This is a genomic window from Streptomyces griseobrunneus (assembly GCF_046713465.1).
Lineage (GTDB): Bacteria > Actinomycetota > Actinomycetes > Streptomycetales > Streptomycetaceae > Streptomyces > Streptomyces microflavus.
In genome coordinates this window covers 5,773,535-5,789,653 of the sequence record NZ_CP177080.1, presented here as the reverse complement: position 1 = coordinate 5,789,653, position 16,119 = coordinate 5,773,535, and the positions used below count along the sequence as shown (strand labels likewise).

The following is a 16,119-nucleotide window of genomic DNA, read 5'->3' as shown; positions in this document are numbered from 1 at the left end:
CAGGGGCCGGCAGACACCAGCGTCCCCGTCGTTCGTTGGCATCGGATCAACGATTGGATCCTAGTGACCGGTTCCCGGCCAAAACAGGCTTTTGGCCGGGCGTCGCCAGGAGATCGTCTCAGAGCGCTTCCAGCGCCTTCACGTAGTCGTTCAGGTCACGCGCGTCCGGCAGGCCGTTGACGACGCTCCAGCGGACGGTGCCCGCCTTGTCGACGATGAAGGTGCCGCGCACCGCGCAGCCCTTGTCCTCGTCGAGGACGCCGTAGGCCCGCGAGGTCTCGCCGTGCGGCCAGAAGTCGGAGAGCAGCGGGTATTCGAGGCCCTCCTGCTCGGCGAAGACGCGCAGGGTGTGGATGGAGTCGTTGGAGACCGCGAGCAGCTGGGTGTCGGCGTTCTCGAAGCGGGGCAGCTCGTCGCGGAGCGCGCACAGCTCACCCGTGCAGACCCCGGTGAAGGCGAACGGGTAGAAGAGCAGCACCACGTTCTTCTCGCCCCGGAAGTCCGCGAGCCGCACGGTTCGGCCGTGGTTGTCCTTGAGTTCGAAATCCGGGGCCTCGGTGCCGACCTCGATCGCCATGGAACAGGTTTCCCTTCGCCGCTTCTCGCTTCCCGGGTTCCGTACGTACGTGTCCGTCCGTCCGGGTGACTCCACCCTACGCACGGCCGGAAGGGCACGTACGAAGGCCCCCGGCAGCGTGTGATGCGCCATCGGGGGCCCCGGGTGGTGTAGCGAGTGGTTCAGCGCTTGGCCTTGGCCCCCTTGGGGGTGACCAGACGGCTGCCCGTCCAGTCCTTGCCCGCGCTGATGCTCTTGGTCTGGGCGAGACCGGCCGTCTGGGCAGCCTCATTGATGTCGCTCGGTTCGACGTATCCGTCACGGCCGGTCTTCGGCGTCATCAGCCAGACCGTACCGCCGTCCTCGAGCAGACCAATGGCATCCACCAGCGCGTCCGTAAGGTCGCCGTCCTCGTCGCGGAACCAGAGCAGGACGACGTCAGCGACGTCGTCGTACTCCTCGTCGACGAGTTCCTGGCCGGTAGTGGCCTCAATGCCCTCACGGAGCTCCAGCTCGACGTCTTCGTCGTAGCCGATCTCCTGGACCACTTGTCCGGGCTCGAACCCCAGGCGTGCTGCCGGGTTGGTCCGCTCCTCCGCGTGGTCCGCGGTCGCGCTCACGGGTTGCCTCCTGATCATGTCTTCGGAAAATGCTGCAGCCACGCGCGTGCGCGGGGCGTAGGCCGTAGTCCACACGGGCCCGGCGAATCGCGCAAGTACCCGGCGTCCGAGACCGCCTAAACGGTGACGTTCCCTGCCACGTCACCGCAAGCTCCGGCCTGTCTCTGCCGGGGCTCGGGCCTGTCCCTCCGGGGCTCCCGCAAGGTCACCCCATCCGTTTACGTCCTTCCTCAGCTTATGCCGTTTCGCTCCGCCAATCGGAGTCGAACAGCCTTTGGGAACGCTTGGACGGCTTGGGCGTAAGATTGCGGTTTGCCCGTACCCCGCCGCGTCATGCCCATACTCGTGCCCCGCCGAGGAAATTTCGGAACCTCGGGGTTACCCCACGGTAGAGATGACGTCCGGGCCCTCGCGGTAGCACGATGGAGACGGCGCACACACAGTTGTCCCGGGGGTACGTTCCCCGTAACAGACCCCGCAGAGCACCACCGAACAGCGAAGGAACAGTGTGGCTTCCGGATCCGATCGCAACCCGATCATCATTGGCGGCCTTCCGAGCCAGGTCCCGGATTTTGATCCCGAAGAGACCCAGGAATGGCTCGACTCCCTCGACGCCGCCGTCGACGAGCGAGGCCGTGAGCGGGCCCGCTACCTCATGCTCCGGCTCATCGAGCGCGCGCGCGAAAAGCGCGTCGCCGTGCCGGAGATGCGCAGCACGGACTACGTGAACACGATCGCCACGAAGGACGAGCCGTTCTTCCCCGGCGACGAGGAGATCGAGCGCAAGGTCCTCAACGCGACCCGCTGGAACGCGGCCGTGATGGTCTCCCGGGCGCAGCGTCCCGGAATCGGCGTCGGCGGCCACATCGCCACCTTCGCCTCCTCCGCCTCGCTGTACGACGTGGGCTTCAACCACTTCTTCCGCGGCAAGGACCAGGGCGACGGCGGCGACCAGATCTTCTTCCAGGGGCACGCGTCCCCGGGGATCTACGCCCGCGCCTTCCTGCTCGACCGGCTGAGCGAGGCGCAGCTCGACGCGTTCCGCCAGGAGAAGTCGAAGGCCCCGAACGGGCTGTCCAGCTACCCGCACCCGCGGCTGATGCCGGACTTCTGGGAGTTCCCGACCGTCTCGATGGGTCTCGGCCCGCTCGGCGCGATCTACCAGGCGCGGATGAACCGCTATATGGAGGCGCGCGGGATCGCCGACACCTCCAAGTCGCACGTCTGGGCCTACCTGGGCGACGGCGAGATGGACGAGCCCGAGTCGCTGGGCCAGCTCTCCATCGCCGCGCGTGAGGGCCTGGACAACCTGACCTTCGTCGTCAACTGCAACCTGCAGCGCCTCGACGGGCCTGTGCGCGGCAACGGCAAGATCATCCAGGAGCTGGAGTCGCAGTTCCGGGGCGCCGGCTGGAACGTCATCAAGCTGGTCTGGGACCGTTCCTGGGACCCGCTGCTGGCGCAGGACCGCACGGGCATCCTGGTCAACAAGCTGAACACCACGCCGGACGGGCAGTTCCAGACGTACGCCACCGAGACCGGCTCGTACATCCGCGAGCACTTCTTCGGTGACGACCCGCGGCTGCGCGACATGGTCAAGGACATGACCGACCAGCAGATCCTGCACCTGGGACGCGGCGGGCACGACCACAAGAAGGTCTACGCGGCCTACGCGGCGGCCAAGGCGCACAAGGGTCAGCCGACCGTGATCCTCGCGCAGACGGTCAAGGGCTGGACGCTGGGGCCGAACTTCGAGGGCCGCAACGCGACCCACCAGATGAAGAAGCTCACGGTCGAGGACCTCAAGCGGTTCCGCGACCGGCTGCACATCCCGATCACCGACAAGCAGCTGGACGAGGGCTACCCGCCCTACTACCACCCGGGCCGCGACTCGGAGGAGATCCAGTACATGCACGACCGCCGCAACGGTCTGGGCGGCTATGTGCCTACCCGGGTGGTGCGTGCGAAGCCCCTGCCGCAGCCCGTGGAGAAGACGTACGCGGCTGCGAAGAAGGGGTCGGGTCAGCAGTCGATCGCCACCACCATGGCGTTCGTCCGCATCCTCAAGGACCTCATGCGGGACAAGGAGATCGGCAAGCGGTTCGTGCTGATCGCGCCCGATGAGTACCGCACGTTCGGAATGGACGCGTTCTTCCCGAGCGCGAAGATCTACAATCCGCTTGGCCAGCAGTACGAGGCGGTCGACCGCGACCTGCTGCTCGCGTACAAGGAGTCGCCGACGGGTCAGATGCTGCACGACGGCATCTCCGAGGCGGGCTGTACGGCCTCGCTGATCGCCGCCGGTTCGGCGTACGCGACGCACGGCGAGCCGCTGATCCCGGTGTACGTCTTCTACTCGATGTTCGGGTTCCAGCGCACCGGTGACCAGTTCTGGCAGATGGCCGACCAGCTCGCGCGCGGTTTCGTGCTGGGTGCGACCGCCGGGCGTACGACGCTGACCGGTGAGGGCCTCCAGCACGCGGACGGCCACTCGCAGCTGCTCGCCTCGACCAACCCGGGCTGTGTCGCCTACGACCCGGCCTTCGGGTACGAGATCGCGCACATCATGCAGGACGGGCTGCGCCGGATGTACGGCGAGGCGAACGAGGACGTCTTCTACTACCTCACCGTCTACAACGAGCCGATCCAGCACCCGGCCGAGCCCGAGAACGTCGACGTGGACGGCATCCTCAAGGGCGTCTACCGCTTCAAGCAGGGCGAGGCGGGCGAGATCCCGGCACAGATCCTGGCGTCCGGTGTGGCGGTCCCGTGGGCCGTCGAGGCGCAGCGGATCCTCGCCGAGGAGTGGAACGTCAAGGCGGACGTCTGGTCGGCGACCTCCTGGAACGAACTGCGGCGCGAGGCCGTGGACGTGGAGCGGTACAACCTGCTCCACCCGGAGGAGGAGCAGCGCGTCCCGTACGTGACGCGGAAGCTGGAAGGGGCCGAGGGCCCGTTCGTGGCGGTCTCGGACTGGATGCGCTCGGTGCCGGACCAGATCGCGCGCTGGGTGCCCGGTGCGTACCAGTCGCTGGGTGCGGACGGCTTCGGCTTCGCCGACACCCGTGGTGCGGCCCGCCGGTTCTTCCACATCGACGCGCAGTCGATCGTCCTCGCGGTGCTCACCGAGCTCGCGAAGGAGGGGAAGATCGACCGGTCGTCCCTGAAGACGGCGCTGGACCGTTACGACCTCCTGGATGTGGCCGCGGCCGATCCGGGTGCGGCGGGCGGCGACGCGTAAGCAGAGCGGTTCCGAAGGGCGGTGGCGCGAGTGCGTCACCGCCCTTCGGCGTGTCAGGACGCCCCGGCTAGTTCTCCCAGATCTTGAACGCCCGTACCTGGTAAGGGGAGCGGGGCAGCCAGGTCCCGCCGCCCGGGTACGTCTCGAACTCCCCCGTCTCCGCGCACTCGGCCGACTGGTAGGTGGTGACGGGCCGCCCGGTGCGGTTGGCGAGGGACTGGGCGTCGCCGCCCTTCGGCAGCGGGGTGCAGCTCTCGATGTCGACGGTGGAGAGTTCGTACGTCTGCCGGGCGCCCGTGAAGTCGGGCTTCTTCCAGAGGCAGAGCCGGCCCGCCTCGCAGGTGCCGAGCCGGACGTCCGAGGACGCCTCCGGGGCGGCGGCCGCCCGGTCCTGGGCGAACGCCTGCGGGATCAGTGCGGTGAGTGCGGTGACGGCCAGGCCTGCGGCGAGAGCGGTCGTACGGTTCGTACGCATGGTTGTACGCATGGTGGATCAACCCCCGTGGTCGTGCGCCGCGCCGGATGGTGGCGCGTTGCGCTGTCCTGACCACCCTGACCAGCGCGGCAGCTTCCGGGGAAGAGGTGGGCGGTCCACGCCACCCTGATAGGCGACAGCCCCGCCGAAAGGGTTCGGCGGGGCTGTGACGTGCGCTGTGTTGACGTGTTTCCCCCGGGCGGGGGAGACGTCAACCCTCGTGAGGGGGTGTCAGATGTGACCTACTCCGGCACCCGCCTCGGCGTTCGCGCCGCGCTTGGTGAGGGTGGCGACCAGGGCCGCGACGACGGCGACACAGCCCGCGACGGTGAAGGCCAGGCCCATGCCGGACATGAACGTGTCGTGGATGACGCCGCCGATGGTGTCGATGGTGTCCGGCGTCATGCCGGGGGCCTTGGCGAGCGCGTCGGCGGGGACCATGCCGAACTCGGCTGCCTCCTCCAGCTTCGGATCGGGCGTGCCGGGCAGGCCCGCGTCCGTCCAGTTGCCCGCGAACTCAGAGCTGACCTTGGAGGACATGACCGCGCCGAGGACGGCGGTGCCGAGCGCCCCGCCGACCTGCATGGCGGCCTGCTGGAGGCCGCCGGCCACACCGGAGAGCTCCAGGGGCGCGTTGCCGACGATGACCTCGGTGGCGCCGACCATGACCGGGGCGAGCCCGCAGCCGAGCAGGGCGAACCAGAGGGACATGGCGAAGGTGCCGGTGGACTCGCTGAGCGTCGTCATGCCGAACATGGCGGTGGCCGTGCAGACCATGCCACCGACCAGCGGGACGCGGGGGCCGAACTTGGTGATCAGCAGACCGGCGACCGGCGAGGAGACGATCATCATGGCCGTCAGCGGCAGCAGGTGCAGACCGCTGTCGACCGGGCTCAGACCGTGGACGCCCTGGAGGAAGAACGTCACGAAGAAGAGGCCGCCCATGAAGGCGAACGCCATCAGCACCATGAGGATGGTGCCGGCCGTCAACGGGATGGAGCGGAACATCGCGAGCGGAACGAGCGGCTCCCGTACCCGTGTCTGCCAGAGACCGAAGGCGAGGAAGAGCGCGATCGCGAGGCCGAGGAAGAACCAGGTCCAGCCGCCGCCCCAGCCCCAGGACTCACCGGCCTTGATGATGCCCCAGATGAGGGAGAACATCGCGCCCGAGAGCAGAACGATGCCGAGGATGTCGAAGGAGCGCGGCGCGTTGGCGGCTCGGTGGTCCTTGAGGATCACCAGGCCGAAGATGAGCGCGACGATGCCGACCGGCACGTTGATGAAGAACACCGACTGCCAGGAGACGTGCTCGACGAGCAGACCGCCGACGATGGGGCCGCCCGCGGTGGACGCGCCGATGACCATGCCCCAGATGCCGATCGCCATGTTCAGCTTCTCGGCGGGGAAGGTGGCCCGCAGCAGGCCGAGCGCGGCCGGCATCAGCAGCGCGCCGAAGAGTCCCTGGAGGACCCGGAAGAGGACGACCAGGCCGATCTCCTTGGAGAAGCCGATCGCGGCGGAGGAGACCGCGAAGCCCGCGATGCCGATCAGGAAGGTCTGCCGGTGGCCGAAGCGGTCACCGAGCTTGCCCGCGGTGATCAGGGCGACGGCGAGGGCGAGCAGATAGCCGTTGGTGATCCACTGGACGTCGGCGAGCGAGGCGCCGAGGTCCTTCTGGATGGCGGGGTTCGCGATGGCGACGATCGTGCCGTCGAGCGCGACCATCATCACGCCGATGGCGACGGCGAACAGGGTCAGCCAGGGGTGGCCGCGAAGCCCCTTGGCCGCGGCGGGTGCGGGGCCGTCTTCCGGTTCCCGAGGCGCCTTCTCGACGGTGGTCTGACTAGTCATACGGGGAGACTAGTGACAGCCACTGACAGTTGACAAACGCATTCACAAGTCAGTAACTGTCGCGTAGCTCACAGGTAAGCTGACCTGGACAAACAAGCAGAAATGAGGCTGGTACGTGACCCACGGGCAGAGAGCCGTCACCCGGCCCGGACTGCGTGAGCGCAAGAAACAGCGCACCCGTGACGCCCTGTTGCGCGCCGCCCTCGAACTCTTCACGACCCAGGGGTACGAGCGGACCACCGTCGACGAGATCGTCGAGGCGGTCGACGTCTCCCAGCGCACCTTCTTCCGCTACTTCGCGAACAAGGAGGACACCACGTTCGCGGTACAGGACATGGTCGAGTCCCGCTTCATCGCGGAGCTGCGCCGCCGCCCGCCCTGCGAGGCCCCCTTCGAGGCCATGCGCCGGGCGGTGCTCTGCGCCTGGGGCAGCATCGGCGAGGCGATCGAGGAGGTCATCACGGTGGATCTCCATATGCGGACGTACCAGATGATCGAGTCGACCCCCTCCCTGCTCGCCGCCCACATGCGGCGCGGGGTCGCCCTGGAGAACCAGATCGCCCGGCTGATCGCGGAACGCGAAGGGCTCGACGTGGAGCGGGACCCCCGCCCCCGGGTGGCCGTCGCCGCGTTCTCCGGGGTGATGCGGGTGACCGGCCAGCTGTGGGGCCGGGGCAGCGATTCGAGCGTGGAGGCGCTGCGCGACCTCACGGAGGAGTATCTGGACCAGCTCGTCCCGGCCCTGGCGGGCGACTGGCGGCAGGCGGCGGACAGCGGCGGCCTGTGACCCTGTGTGAAGAAATTCAGTTGAATCCTTCGCAGCCGGGTGATGTACCTCACCTGAATCACGGTCATCCGCGCGCGTCTCCTAGGGTGTGGCGCAGTGACTTCTTTCGACTCCTCCCCCACGTTGACCGCATGGCGCGCTCTGCTCGCCGTCGCGGTCGTGTTCGTGATGCTGGCGACCACGGGCTGGTCCGCCGTACGGCATCACCAGGCCGACGGGGAGCGTGAGCTCGCCCTCGCCTCCTGGGCGCGGGACCGGATAGCGGGTCATTCGCTGCCCGAGGCCGGGGCGCCGGCCTATCGGATGGCCCACTTCTTCGCCACGCTCACCTCCGGGCAGCAGGTCGCCCTCGCCGACAAGTACCCCTCGGTCGTGGGGAATCTGAACGGCGTACCGGTCACCCTGCGCTACCACGCAAACCGGCTCGCCCTGAAGAAGGCGATGTCCGTGGAGAAACGGCGGACGCACGACGAGGCACTCTCGCCGGACGGCCGCAGCGAGGCGGCCCAGCGCATGGCCCGCTTCCGGTCGATGCTCGCGAAGGACCGCCAGATCCTGGCCTTCGACCCGTCGGGGAGAGGCCGCGCCGCCGAGGTGTTCGGCAGCCTCGACCGGGCCGACAGGGTCTCCGTGATCGTCCCGGGCGTCGACACCAGCCTCCTGACACTGGAGCGGAACCGCCGCGTCAACTCCGCGCCTGTCGGCATGGCGAAGACCCTGTACGGGGCGGAGCGCGCGGCCGCACCCGCCACCCGTACCGCGGTCATCGCCTGGGCCGACTACACCGCCCCGGCCGGTCTCGGCATGGACGCGGCGCTCGGCGGGCTCGCGGCGGAGGGTGCGCTGCGGCTGAACGCGATGGTCGGGGCGCTGCCCGGCACATCGACCGTCTCGCTGTTCTGCCACAGCTACGGCTCCGTGGTGTGCGGGGTGGCCGCCGCCGGCACCCCCGACCGGGTGGCCGACATCGCGGTCGCCGGAAGCCCCGGCATGCGGGCCGAGAGCGCCGCGCGGCTGGACACCGATGCCCGGATCTGGGCGATGCGGGACCAGGACGACTGGATCCGGGATGTGCCCCACCTGGAGTTCGGCGGTATCGGGCACGGCGCCGACCCGGTCGACCCGGCCTTCGGCGCCCGGCTGGTCTCGGCGGCCGGGGCCGCCGGGCACAGCGGCTACTTCGAACCCGGCACCGAGAGCCTCGGCAACTTCGCCGCGATCGGCGTCGGCGCATACGGATCGGTCCGCTGCGCGACCGCCGATGGCGCCTGCCACAGCGGTATCTCCGCCGAGCGGGAGGGCTGACGCGCGTAGATATGCGTGACAAGCCGATTAATTGCGACTTACGCCGAGGGGGGACGTGTGAGCCTGTGCCGCATACGATGAGGCACATGGGTGATGTGCTGGCCGGAATTCATGCCACCTGGGAGTTCGACACCGACTCCGTGCTCATCCGCTTCGAACGGGGTATCCGCACGCCGAAGCTCCTGCAGAGCCTGCGGGAGCGCCGCATCCCGCACGCTGCGATGTCGTCGGTGACGCTGACCCCGGGCAAGCGGGACACGGTGGTTCTGCGTGTCGTCCCGAGACCGGGTGCCGATCCGCTCCTGGAGGCTGCCGCGGGGCAGCTCAAGGAGGGGTGCGACCCCTACCGCCTGGTGCTTCCGGCGGAGCGGGAGCTGCTCGCGGAGTATTACGCGGACGAGCTCCGGTCCTGTCTGGGCCCCGCGTCCGACGAGCCCGCCGACCGCTTCATGGTCACCGCCCTCGAGGCGCCGATGCAGTTCAAGGCGTACGACGGGCGGGCCGCCTTCGACGGGGAGCGGGTCTCCTTCCGGTGGTTCTGGACGGGGGCCTCCAGCGCGAAGTGGAAGGCCGGTGACCAGACGTACCGGGTGAGCGAACTGGCCGGAATCGAGTGGCGCTCCCCCGAGGCCCTCGACGGCTACCTCCGTCTGGTGCCCCGCGCGGCCCTCCCGGCGGACCACCGGACCGGCGGCAGCCTCGGTGACCTGCACGGGCCCGACGCCACCGGCTCCCCGGCGGCGGGCACTACCGTGAACGGCGTCCCGGCCGCCGTGAGCCGCGTCGCGGCCGACCAGGATCCGGCGGCGGTACTTTTCGGCCTCGGCTACGGGCCGGTGCACGAGTCGCTGCCCTTCGCCGCCGCCGTACTGGAATCCGTACGCCGGACCCAGAGCGCGCCGGCCGTCCCGGCCCCCGTCCTCGTGAACGCCGGGCGGCGCGACCCCGCGGACATCGCCGAGCGGATACATCACCTCGGCGAACTCCATCAGGCAGGCCTGGTGACGGACGACGAGTACAGCGCGAAGAAGGCCCAGCTGCTCGCGGAGCTGTGAGGCCCGGTGGGAAGAGCGGGCGCACCCCGTACCCCGGTATGAGGCGGACCGGACACGGTCGGGTCCCCGGTATGACGCCCGGGCCCCGGCCCACTGCCTAGGCTGGCCCGGTCATGTCCACTTCCCCCGCCGGGCCCCTGCCGCCCGCCGACGGCCTGCTGAGCGCCGCCCGCCGCAATCTGCGGGAGCTCGCCCACGGGCTGTCCCACGCGTCCCATCCGTCCACGCCGTTGCTGGCCCACGCCCCGAAACGGTGGCAGCGGCTGCTCCCGTACGTCGTGGTCCTCGCCCTTGCCTCGACCTTCATCCCGGTCACCATCACCGTCCTGACCACGGACTACGGTGTGCCCGGCGCGCTGGCGGGGGCGCTCGGTGTGGCCCAGGCGGCACCGCTGCTGATGCTGGCCCACCGCCCCCTCCAGGCGTGGTGGATCATCTTCCCCGCCGACATCCTGGGGGCGCTGGTGGTGCTGGCGCAGCCCGCCGAGCCGGACGGCGTCTGGCCGTGGACCCCGCCGGTGATCGTCGCCTATCTCTTCCTGCTGCTGGCGCTGGGGCTGCGCGAGACGCGGCGGACCGTGATCGCCGTGTGGGCGGTGACCGGCGCCGCCGGAGCCGTACTCCACCTGATCGCACCGGACCGCAGCAGTGGCAGCGCCCTGCTGCTGACCATCCTGGGTGCGGTCGTACTGGTGATCGGCGGGGCGGTGCGGGAGCGGGGCGTGGCGCAGCGCCGGCTCGCCGAGCAGGAGACGATCAGCGAGGCCGAGCGGGCCCAGCGCACGCTGCTGGAGGAGCGGACCCGGATCGCGCGCGAGCTGCACGACGTGGTCGCCCACCACATGTCGGTGATCACCGTGCAGGCCGACTCGGCCCCGTACCGGATCAGCGGGCTGCCGAAGGCCGCCGAGGAGGAGTTCACGGCCATCGCGGCGGCCGCACGGGAGTCGCTGGGCGAGATGCGGCGGCTGCTGTCGGTGCTGCGCAGTGACGGCACGGAGGGCGACCGGGCACCGCAGCCGGGCCTCGACCGGCTCCAGCAGCTGGTGGAGGCGACCGTGCGGGCGGGGCTGCCGGCGGAGCTGGCCCTCAGCAAGGAGCTGAGCCCGGGGCGGGGCTCCCGGCTGAGCGAGGTGCCCCCGGCGGTGGACCTGTCGGCATACCGGATCGTGCAGGAGGCCTTGGCCAATGTGGTGCGGCACGCGCCGGGTGCCCGCACCCGGGTCCTCGTCGCGCCGGACAACGGCCACCTCCTTGTACTCGTCGTCAACGGGCCCGCCGCCACCCGCGGTTCACCGCTGGAGACGAGCGGAACCGGGCACGGGCTGGTCGGGATGCGCGAGCGCGTACGGTTGACCGGCGGCACGCTGGACACCGGCCCGCTGCCCGACGGCGGGTTCCGGGTCGCGGCCCGGATGCCGCTGCCGCCTGCCACCGCGCCGTCCGCCGCACCTGCCGACCCCCTGCCTCCGGAGGATCTGTGACCATCCGCGTGATCATCGTCGACGACCAGGCCATGGTGCGGGCGGGGTTCGCGGCGCTGCTGGCCGCGCAGAGCGACATCGACGTGGTCGGCGAGGCGGCGGACGGCCGGCAGGGCGTGGACGTCAGCCGCAACAAGCACCCTGATGTGGTCCTGATGGACGTGCGGATGCCGGAGATGGACGGACTGGCCGCCGCCCGCGAGCTGTTGAACCCGCCGATCGGGGTGGCGCACCGGCCGAAGGTGCTGATGCTGACCACGTTCGACGTGGACGACTACGTGTACGAGGCGCTCCGCGCCGGGGCCTCCGGGTTCCTGCTGAAGGACGCCCCGCCCGCCGATCTGATCGCGGCGGTACGGGTGGTGGCGGCGGGCGACGCGCTGCTGGCGCCCTCCGTGACGCGGCGGCTGATCGCGGACTTCGCGGCGCAGCGGCCCTCGGGGGCGACGCGCGGCGGCCAGGCCCTGCGGCTGAACGGGCTGACCCCGCGCGAGACGGAGGTGCTGGAGCTGATCGCCCGGGGGCTGTCGAACCAGGAGATCGCGGGGCGGCTGGTGCTGGCCGAGCAGACGGTGAAGACACACATCGGCCGGGTGCTGGCCAAGTTGGACCTGCGGGACCGGGCGCAGGCGGTGATCTTCGCGTACGAGTCGGGGCTGGTGACGCCGGGGGACGCGGGGGCCTGACCCTTCGCCCACCCCCTACCCCGGTAGTACATCGCAGTTGGCCCCCCGGTGTGACGCCCCCTCACCCACCTTCTTCTTACCTTCCTCTCGCTCGCGCCGCTCGGTGCGGCAGCGGAGAGGGAGGGCACGATGCGCCGATACGCGAGGACCGTAGTCGCGTTCGCACTGGCTACGAGCGTGGTGACGGGCACCGCGGGCTGGGTTTCGGGGGACGCGCAGCAGGCGCTGACCGGGCCGCCGCCGGGCACCACGTCGTGGCGGGCGGACCGGGCGCTGGGCGAGGAACTGCCCGACCCGGAGCGCTCGAAGCCCACCGAAGTTGCCGCGTTCTTCGCGGAGTTGAGCAAGCAGAAGCGTCAACTACTCCTCGTTCGGCACCCAGCCGTCGTCGGCAACCTCGACGGCGCGCCCCTTGAGCTGCGGTACCGCGCCAACTCCCTTGCCCTCGCCACCGCCGATGACCCCCGCTACCGCTCGCTCGCCGCGCCCGGCCGTCAGATCCTCGCGTTCGACCCGCGCGGACGCGGCCAGGTCGCCGAGGTCTTCGGGGACCTGCGCTCGGCGCGCCGGGTCTCGGTGGTGGTCCCCGGCTCCGACAACGACGCCGGGACCTTCGACCGGAAGGTCGCCGGCCACGAGGCCCCGCACGGTATGGCCAGGACCCTGCACAAGGCGGCCGGTCCGGGCACCGCCGTCATCGCCTGGGCCGGGTACACCACCCCCGTGGGCGTCGGCATAGACGCCGCGACCGGGCGGCTCGCGGAGGCGGGCGCCGGGCGGCTGGAGCGATTCACGCAGGGGCTGACCGCCGACGGGCTGCCCGAACCGGCCGTCTTCTGCCACAGCTACGGCTCCGTCGTCTGCGGCCTCGCCGCGCACCGCCTGCCCGCCACCGACCTGGTGGTCCTCGGCTCCCCCGGTATGCGGGCGGACGATGTGGACGGGCTGCGGACCCGGGCGACGGTGTGGGCGGCGAAGGACCCGACGGACTGGATCGACGACGTTCCGAGCGTGCGGTTCGCCGGGCTCGGCCACGGCACCGACCCCACGGACCCGGCGTTCGGCGCCCGCCGCATCCCGGCCGGCGACGCGCAGGGCCACGCGGGCTACTTCGCCCCGGGCACGGAGTCACTCCGGGCCTTCGCGGCGATCGCCCGGGGCACCTCCGCAGACACCACCGCCGTGGAAGGCGCGGCCCGATGAACGCCCAGGCCAGTACGGGCACCCCGGCGCGCACCCGAACCGTTTCCCGCGCGCAGCGGCTCGCCGCCCGTGTCGAAGCCGCCACACCCGCCCACCGGGACCGTGCCATCGACGGCCTGAGGGCACTGGCGCTGCTCGCCGTGCCGCTCGGGCACTGGATGCTCGGCGGCTTCCGGCTCGACGCGGACGGGCTGCACAACGCCAGCCCGCTCTCGACGTTCGGGGCCTTCGCCCCGCTCAGCTGGGTGCTCCAGATGCTGGGGATCTTCTTTCTGGTCGGCGGGTACGCGTCCGTCCTCTCCTACCACCGCCGGCCCTCCACCACGGCCGCCTGGCTGCGCGGGCGAATGGTCCGGCTCGGCAGGCCGGTGCTCGGGGTGACCGCCGTATGGGCGGTGCTGCTGGCCGCGCTGTCCTGGCTCGGTGTACCAGGCGACACCCTGCGTACGGGGTCGACGCTGGTGATCCAGCCGCTCTGGTTCGTCGGGGTGTACACCGTGGTCACCGCGCTCACCCCGCTCTGCATCCGCCTGGCACGGAAGCTCGGCGGGTGGGCGGCGCTGCCCCTGCTGGGGTCGGTCGCGGTGGTGGACTTCCTGCGGTACGGCCCCTTCGCCGAGGGGATGCCGTCCTGGCTGAGCGTGCTGAACATCCTGCCGGGGTGGCTCTTCGCCTATCAGCTCGGCGTCTCGTGGGGCGAGGGACGGATCGGGAAGCGGGGCGCGCGGCTGCTGCTCGTCGGGGGCGGGGTCCTCTTCGCCGTACTGCTGCTGGCGTTCCACTACCCGGCGTCGATGGTCGGCGTGCCCGGCGAGGTGCGCACCAACTCGCACCCGCCGTCGCTCCTGGTGGTGGCGCTGGCCGCGGCTCAGAGCGGGGCGGCGATCCTGCTGCGGGACCGGCTGGGGCGGTTGCTGCGCAGGCCGCTGCTGTGGGCGCCGGTGGTGGTGGTCAACCTGTCGGCGATGACGATCCTGTGCTGGCACCAGAGCGCGATACTGGCCGCCGCCGTACCGGCCTCCTTGCTGAACGGCGGTACGGCGGCGGTGGCGGGGCTGACGACCGGCCCGGACACGGTGGGCTGGGTGCTGGCCCGGATCGTGTGGCTGCCGGTGTTCGCGGGGCTGCTGGTGCTGATAGCCCGGTACACGCGCCGCTTCGACGCCCCCTGGAAGACGGGCACCAGGGCCGCGAACGCCCGCCGCGCGCTGGCGGGGCTGCTGGCGGCGGGGTTCGCGGTGTTCGCGCTGGGGCTGGCGTGAGGGGCCCCAGCGTGACGCCTACTCCCGCGCCGCCGACGTACTGCTCATGTTCGGGTACCGGTCCCCCGCCACCTGGCCCGCGATCGGCTCCAGCAGGTCCAGCTCCTCCGCCGTCAGCGTCAGCCGGGTCGCCGCCACGTTCTCCAGCAGGCGGCTGCGCTTACGGGTGCCGGGGATCGGGACCACGGTCAGGCCGTGCACCTGCGCCCGCTGCTGCACCCAGGCGAGCGCGACCTGCGCGGCCGTCACCCCGCGAGCGGCGGCGATCTTGTGGACCGGCTCCAACAGGGCCGCGTTCGTACGGGCGTTGTCGCCGGTGAAGCGCGGCTGATACTTGCGGAAGTCGCCCTCGGACAGGTCCTTGCCCGCGTCGGTGAAGGCCCCGGTGAGGAAGCCCCGGCCGAGCGGCGAGTACGGCACGAGCGTGACGCCCAGCTCCGCCGCCGCGCCGACCGCGCTCTTCTCCACGTCCCGGCTGAAGAGGGACCACTCCGACTGAAGAGCGGCGATCGGGTGCACGGCGTGCGCCTCACGCAGCTCGGGGCCGGTCACCTCGCTCAGGCCGAGCTGCTTGACCTTGCCCTGCTGCACCAGCTCCGCCATCGCGCCGACCGATTCGGCGAGCGGGACGGCCGGGTCGCGGCGGTGCATGTAGTAGAGGTCGATGACGTCGGTGTTCAGCCGTCGCAGGCTCGCCTCGACGGCGGTCCGGATGTACGCGGGGTCGTTGCGCACCGCCCGGTACTCGGGGTCGTCCGTCCTCTCGACGGCGAACTTGGTAGCGAGCGTGATCTCGTCACGGTGGGCTCCGGCGAAGGGCGCGAGGAACTCCTCGTTGGCCCCGCGCCCGTAGATGTCCGCGGTGTCGAAGAAGGTCACGCCCGCTTCCAGCGCCGCGTCCAGGGTGTCCCTGGCGGAGAGCTCGTCGGTGTCACCGTAGAACTCGCTCATGCCCATGCAGCCGAGGCCCTGGACGCCGATCCGCGGTCCACCGGAGCCCAGCTCGACGGTGGCGATCCTGTTCCTGTCGTCGGTCATCAGGCACTGTGCCTTTCCGGCGCCCGGCGGGCGCCCGCGTAGTACTCGATCTTGTGGTCGAGGACGGCGAGGGTGTCATGGAGCTCCGCGATCCGCGTGATCACATCGCGACGGGTCGATTCCAGCAGCTCCTGCCGCTCCTCGAAGGTCGACTCGCCCACGCGCAGCAGCTCCGCGTACCGCACCATGTCGGCGACGGGCATTCCGGTCAGCCGCAGCTTGCCGACGAAGACCAGCCAGTCCAGGTCGCGGTTGGAGAAGCGGCGCTGGCCGGTGTGCGAGCGGTCGACGTGGGGCATCAGCCCGATCCGTTCGTACCAGCGCAGGGTGTGCGCGGTGAGCCCGGTGAAGGCGACGACCTCGCTGATCGTGTAGCTGTCCTTGCCCGCGGGCCGGGGGTGCGCCTTGGGGGCGGCCGTACAGGCGTCCACCCCTGAGGAGGGCTGCTGCGGCTGTGGCTGTGTGCTGGTCGCGGGAATGCTCCGGGAAGTTCCGTCGATCACCGTCATGCCTTCCACGCTAAATCCTTGGAGTGCACTCTAAGCAAGCGAAGCAG

At 70.7% G+C, this 16,119-nt stretch carries 14 protein-coding genes; 8 read left to right on the top strand and 6 right to left on the bottom strand.

Going from position 1 to position 16,119, the window contains the following annotated elements; translation table 11 throughout:
* Positions 1-118: 118 nt before the first annotated feature.
* Both ACK8N7_RS26195 and ACK8N7_RS26190 read right to left on the bottom strand, forming a co-directional pair.
* Positions 119-577, bottom strand: a complete 459-nt coding sequence (locus ACK8N7_RS26195) for a peroxiredoxin (RefSeq protein WP_403208459.1) — start codon at positions 575-577, stop codon at positions 119-121.
* A 161-nt stretch (positions 578-738) separates the two neighbouring features.
* Complete coding sequence (locus ACK8N7_RS26190) at positions 739-1,176, bottom strand: DUF3052 domain-containing protein (RefSeq protein ID WP_031122320.1); 438 nt, start codon at positions 1,174-1,176, stop codon at positions 739-741.
* A gap of 508 nt (positions 1,177-1,684) precedes the next feature.
* Here ACK8N7_RS26190 and aceE point away from each other — a divergent pair.
* The gene (gene aceE / locus ACK8N7_RS26185; RefSeq protein WP_450385469.1) at positions 1,685-4,417 is read left to right on the top strand and encodes a pyruvate dehydrogenase (acetyl-transferring), homodimeric type; all 2,733 of its coding nucleotides are present in this window, start codon (positions 1,685-1,687) and stop codon (positions 4,415-4,417) included.
* A gap of 67 nt (positions 4,418-4,484) precedes the next feature.
* On the opposite strand, the gene ACK8N7_RS26180 is transcribed toward aceE, so the two are convergent.
* Positions 4,485-4,892, bottom strand: a complete 408-nt coding sequence (locus ACK8N7_RS26180; protein WP_500444276.1) for a peptidase inhibitor family I36 protein — start codon at positions 4,890-4,892, stop codon at positions 4,485-4,487.
* A gap of 231 nt (positions 4,893-5,123) precedes the next feature.
* Positions 5,124-6,743, bottom strand: a complete 1,620-nt coding sequence (locus tag ACK8N7_RS26175; RefSeq protein WP_403208453.1) for an MFS transporter — start codon at positions 6,741-6,743, stop codon at positions 5,124-5,126.
* A gap of 115 nt (positions 6,744-6,858) precedes the next feature.
* On the opposite strand from ACK8N7_RS26175, the gene ACK8N7_RS26170 reads away from it, so the two are divergent.
* From ACK8N7_RS26170 to ACK8N7_RS26140, 7 genes are all read left to right on the top strand, one after another.
* Positions 6,859-7,530: a TetR family transcriptional regulator gene (locus tag ACK8N7_RS26170; protein ID WP_015608286.1), complete on the top strand. Its 672-nt coding sequence runs from the start codon at positions 6,859-6,861 to the stop codon at positions 7,528-7,530.
* A 96-nt stretch (positions 7,531-7,626) separates the two neighbouring features.
* Positions 7,627-8,835, top strand: a complete 1,209-nt coding sequence (locus ACK8N7_RS26165) for an alpha/beta hydrolase (RefSeq protein WP_500444275.1) — start codon at positions 7,627-7,629, stop codon at positions 8,833-8,835.
* Between the two features lie 86 nt (positions 8,836-8,921).
* Positions 8,922-9,890, top strand: coding sequence for a DUF4429 domain-containing protein (locus ACK8N7_RS26160; protein WP_500444274.1), 969 nt, complete (start codon positions 8,922-8,924; stop codon positions 9,888-9,890).
* Positions 9,891-10,003: 113 nt separating this feature from the next.
* Positions 10,004-11,374, top strand: coding sequence for a sensor histidine kinase (locus ACK8N7_RS26155; protein ID WP_403208447.1), 1,371 nt, complete (start codon positions 10,004-10,006; stop codon positions 11,372-11,374).
* The gene (locus ACK8N7_RS26150) at positions 11,371-12,060 is read left to right on the top strand and encodes a response regulator (RefSeq protein ID WP_500444273.1); all 690 of its coding nucleotides are present in this window, start codon (positions 11,371-11,373) and stop codon (positions 12,058-12,060) included. The genes ACK8N7_RS26155 and ACK8N7_RS26150 overlap by 4 nt, the downstream gene beginning before the upstream one ends.
* 129 nt (positions 12,061-12,189) lie before the next feature.
* Positions 12,190-13,263: an alpha/beta hydrolase gene (locus ACK8N7_RS26145; protein ID WP_403208443.1), complete on the top strand. Its 1,074-nt coding sequence runs from the start codon at positions 12,190-12,192 to the stop codon at positions 13,261-13,263.
* Positions 13,260-14,525 (top strand): acyltransferase family protein, encoded by a 1,266-nt coding sequence (locus tag ACK8N7_RS26140; protein ID WP_403208441.1) that lies wholly within the window; start codon positions 13,260-13,262, stop codon positions 14,523-14,525. The genes ACK8N7_RS26145 and ACK8N7_RS26140 overlap by 4 nt, the downstream gene beginning before the upstream one ends.
* A gap of 18 nt (positions 14,526-14,543) precedes the next feature.
* Here ACK8N7_RS26140 and ACK8N7_RS26135 read toward each other — a convergent pair whose 3' ends face one another.
* Complete coding sequence (locus tag ACK8N7_RS26135; RefSeq protein ID WP_500444272.1) at positions 14,544-15,563, bottom strand: aldo/keto reductase; 1,020 nt, start codon at positions 15,561-15,563, stop codon at positions 14,544-14,546.
* Positions 15,563-16,072 carry a MerR family transcriptional regulator gene (locus ACK8N7_RS26130; RefSeq protein ID WP_403208437.1) on the bottom strand — a complete coding sequence of 170 codons (510 nt, stop codon included), beginning with the start codon at positions 16,070-16,072 and terminating at the stop codon, positions 15,563-15,565. Before ACK8N7_RS26130 ends, ACK8N7_RS26135 begins: the two co-directional genes overlap by 1 nt.
* Positions 16,073-16,119: the final 47 nt, after the last annotated feature.

What these genes read in the sequence shown, in the direction of transcription:
- ACK8N7_RS26145 (WP_403208443.1), top strand. Translation starts at nt 12,190, where the DNA reads ATGCGCCGATACGCGAGGACCGTAGTCGCGTTCGCACTGGCTACGAGC.
- ACK8N7_RS26160 (WP_500444274.1), top strand. Translation starts at nt 8,922, where the DNA reads ATGGGTGATGTGCTGGCCGGAATTCATGCCACCTGGGAGTTCGACACC.
- ACK8N7_RS26180 (WP_500444276.1), bottom strand. Translation starts at nt 4,892, where the DNA reads ATGCGTACGAACCGTACGACCGCTCTCGCCGCAGGCCTGGCCGTCACC.
- ACK8N7_RS26130 (WP_403208437.1), bottom strand. Translation starts at nt 16,072, where the DNA reads ATGACGGTGATCGACGGAACTTCCCGGAGCATTCCCGCGACCAGCACA.
- ACK8N7_RS26155 (WP_403208447.1), top strand. Translation starts at nt 10,004, where the DNA reads ATGTCCACTTCCCCCGCCGGGCCCCTGCCGCCCGCCGACGGCCTGCTG.
- ACK8N7_RS26135 (WP_500444272.1), bottom strand. Translation starts at nt 15,563, where the DNA reads ATGACCGACGACAGGAACAGGATCGCCACCGTCGAGCTGGGCTCCGGT.
- ACK8N7_RS26175 (WP_403208453.1), bottom strand. Translation starts at nt 6,743, where the DNA reads ATGACTAGTCAGACCACCGTCGAGAAGGCGCCTCGGGAACCGGAAGAC.
- ACK8N7_RS26195 (WP_403208459.1), bottom strand. Translation starts at nt 577, where the DNA reads ATGGCGATCGAGGTCGGCACCGAGGCCCCGGATTTCGAACTCAAGGAC.
- ACK8N7_RS26140 (WP_403208441.1), top strand. Translation starts at nt 13,260, where the DNA reads ATGAACGCCCAGGCCAGTACGGGCACCCCGGCGCGCACCCGAACCGTT.